Source organism: Nocardioides sp. (assembly GCF_031422975.1).
GTDB lineage: Bacteria > Actinomycetota > Actinomycetes > Propionibacteriales > Nocardioidaceae > Nocardioides.
The window spans coordinates 1-2,885 of the sequence record NZ_JANPEO010000565.1; the positions used below are offsets into that span (position 1 = coordinate 1).

General features: G+C 70.1%; 3 protein-coding genes and 2 pseudogenes. 4 read left to right on the forward strand and 1 reads right to left on the reverse strand.

All coding sequences use genetic code 11. The features are described 5' to 3' along the window. A pseudogene (locus RMO85_RS16875) lies at nt 1-381 on the forward strand (hypothetical protein); the annotation flags it as partial. On the opposite strand, the gene RMO85_RS16880 reads toward RMO85_RS16875, so the two are convergent. Beyond that, entirely contained in the window at nt 382-948 is a 567-nt protein-coding gene (locus RMO85_RS16880; protein WP_310529882.1) for a class I SAM-dependent methyltransferase, read from the reverse strand. A 390-nt stretch (nt 949-1,338) separates the two neighbouring features. Here RMO85_RS16880 and RMO85_RS16885 point away from each other — a divergent pair, with 390 nt between their 5' ends. From RMO85_RS16885 to RMO85_RS16895, 3 genes and pseudogenes are all read left to right on the forward strand, one after another. After that, nucleotides 1,339-1,476, forward strand: coding sequence for a hypothetical protein (locus tag RMO85_RS16885; protein ID WP_310529883.1), 138 nt, complete (start codon nt 1,339-1,341; stop codon nt 1,474-1,476). Between the two features lie 10 nt (nt 1,477-1,486). Next, nucleotides 1,487-2,566 carry a 3-isopropylmalate dehydrogenase gene (locus tag RMO85_RS16890; protein WP_310529884.1) on the forward strand — a complete coding sequence of 360 codons (1,080 nt, stop codon included), beginning with the start codon at nt 1,487-1,489 and terminating at the stop codon, nt 2,564-2,566. Between the two features lie 17 nt (nt 2,567-2,583). Further along, nucleotides 2,584-2,885: pseudogene (locus tag RMO85_RS16895) on the forward strand (branched chain amino acid aminotransferase); the annotation flags it as partial.

The following is a 2,885-nucleotide window of genomic DNA, read 5'->3' on the forward strand; positions in this document are numbered from 1 at the left end:
CCCGTCTTGGTAACAAGCGCAACGGCTTCCATGGGGGGCCCCTCGGCCGCCGCGACGCTGGCCGTGCTCGCCCGGGGCGAGGGTCTGGTCGCCGGGGCCGCCCTGACCACGGGGGGCATCGCGCTGTGCGGGCTCGCGAGCGCGCTCTACATCGGGGCGCAGTTCGGCCGGGGTCCGCGCGACGGTCTGATGACGGGCCTCGCCCGTCGCACCGGGCTCTCGATCAGGTTGGTGCGCACCGGTCTCGAGGTCGTGGTGGTGCTGCTCGGCCTCGCCCTCGGCGGCGTGCTGGGCGTCGGGACCGTCCTCTACGCGGTGCTGATCGGGCCGCTGACCCAGCTGATGCTGCCGTGGTTCACGGTGGAGATCAGCCCTCGCTGATCAGCGACGCGTCGCGATGATGGCCGACGCGTCGGGCGCGATCATCACCTCGACGGCGGTGAACCGCTCGTCGGTGAGCCATTCCTCGCGCAGCGTGTCGACGCGGCCGTAGGCGATCGGGGGCCACAGCTCGCACGGCGTGAAGTCGTCGAGCACGACGATGCCGCCGGGCTCGAGGAGGTCGACGAGCGCCTCGGCCCGGACCGAGGCCGGGTCTCCGGAGTCGAGGAAGATCAGCGAGTAGGGGCCGCGCTGGTGCAGCGTGGACCAGTCGGCCTCGAGCACCTCGACGCGGTCGTCGTCCTTGAAGATCTCGGCAGCCGCGGTGGCCAGCTTGGGGTCGAGCTCGGCGGTGATGATCCGCGCCCCGTTGCGCACGCCGCTGCGCAGCCACGCGGTGCCCACCCCGCACCCGGTGCCGAACTCGGCCATCGTGCCGCCACGCGTCGCGGCCAGGGTGGCGAGCAGTCGGCCGGTCTCGTTGCGACAGAAGCCGACATAGCCCGCCTTGCGGGAGACGGCGAAGGCGCGGGACACGATGTCGGGTAGTTCGGGAGGGGCACTCATGAGGATGCCGAGTCTTTCATGACAAGACGGCCGTCTCGCATCGTGAGCAAGGTCGACAAAGTGGGTGCGCGGGACGGGTGGGGCGGCGTACGGTCGTAGCACCATGCGGAGCGTTCTCGTACTTATTGATCGCCGCGGCGAGGCCTGACAGGACAAGGCCCACTCGTCGCGGTGTTCGGCGTGGACGAGGCCTTGTCAGCAGTGGTGGTTCACACCCTGCAGTGTCGGTTGCACCGGCACGACCAACGCCCCGCGGCGGATCTCGTTCCCGATCCCACTTCGCGCGATCCGCAAGCCATCGGCTGATCTCCCTCATGTGATCCATGAGCAGAGTCGAGTGACACCCGCCGCGGGGCGAACAGTTCACTTCGACCACACCAGGAGCATGAGATGTACGACCTGTACCCCGACTGGGGCCCCGCCAGCCACGACCCCGCCAACCCGCGCAGCATGGAGGCCACCTCGCTCGCCCTGCAGGAGTCGCTTGACCTGCGAGACAACGGCGGCCAGCGCCCCGACGACAACTAGATTTCACTCCATGACTTCACACGCCACCGCCAGCACCGGCCCTCCCACTGGCACCGTCCAGCTCGCCGTCATCCCCGGCGACGGCATCGGCCAGGAGGTCACCCCCGAGGCCCTCAAGGTGCTGGAGGCCGTCGACGTCGCGGTCAAGTTCGAGCAGACGCACTACGCCCTCGGCGCGGAGAACTACCTCGCCACCGGTGACGTGCTGCCGACGTCCGTGCTCGCCGAGATCCGGCAGCACGACGCGATCCTGCTCGGCGCGGTCGGCGGCAGGCCCAACGACCCGAAGCTGCCGCCCGGCATCCTGGAGCGCGGCCTGCTCCTCAAGCTCCGCTTCGAGCTCGACCACTACGTCAACCTGCGCCCGAGCCGGCTCTTCCCCGGCACCCCGTCCCCGCTGGCCGATCCCGGCGAGGTCGACTTCGTGGTCGTCCGGGAGGGTACCGAGGGTCCCTACACCGGCAACGGCGGCGCGCTCCGCGTCGGCACCCCGGCCGAGGTTGCCACCGAGGTCTCGGTCAACACCGCCTTCGGCGTCGAGCGCGTCGTCCGCGACGCCTTCGCCCGCGCCGAGCGTCGCCCGCGCAAGCACCTGACCCTGGTCCACAAGACCAACGTGCTGGTCAACGCCGGCTCGGTCTGGTGGCGCCTGTTCGAGGCCGTCGCCGCCGAGCACCCCGACGTCACATGCGACTACATGCACATCGACGCCGCGATGATCCACATGACGGTGAACCCGTCACGCTTCGACGTGATCGTCACCGACAACCTCTTCGGCGACATCATCACCGACCTCGCCGCCGCGATCACCGGCGGCATCGGGCTCGCGGCCAGCGGCAACATCAACCCCGACCGCACGGCGCCGTCGATGTTCGAACCCGTGCACGGCTCCGCGCCCGACATCGCAGGGCAGCAGAAGGCCGACCCGACCGCCGCGATCCTCTCGACCTCACTCCTCCTCGACCACCTGGGGTACGCCGACGCGTCGGCCGCCGTCGAGACGGCCGTGCTTGCCGACCTGGCCGATCGTCAACCCGGCACCACGCGGCGTACGTCCGAAGTCGGCGACGCGATTGCCGCCCGGCTCTAGACCGATAGCCTGACTCCATGGACATCAGCACCACGGCCAACCCCAACCCGGTCGACGACGCGCGGCTCGCCGAGATCCTGGCCGCCCCCGGCTTCGGCATCCACTTCACCGACCACATGGTCACGATCGAGTGGACGCCGGACCGCGGCTGGCACGACGCGCGCGTGACGCCGTACGGGCCGCTCACCCTCGACCCCGCGACCGCCGTCCTGCACTACGCGCAGGAGACCTTCGAGGGAATGAAGGCCTACCGGCACGCGGACGGCTCCGTGCACCTGTTCCGCCCGGAGGAGAACGCGAAGCGGATGAGGCGCTCCTC

What these genes read in the sequence shown, in the direction of transcription:
- RMO85_RS16885 (WP_310529883.1), top strand. Translation starts at nt 1,339, where the DNA reads ATGTACGACCTGTACCCCGACTGGGGCCCCGCCAGCCACGACCCCGCC.
- RMO85_RS16890 (WP_310529884.1), top strand. Translation starts at nt 1,487, where the DNA reads ATGACTTCACACGCCACCGCCAGCACCGGCCCTCCCACTGGCACCGTC.
- RMO85_RS16880 (WP_310529882.1), bottom strand. Translation starts at nt 948, where the DNA reads ATGAGTGCCCCTCCCGAACTACCCGACATCGTGTCCCGCGCCTTCGCC.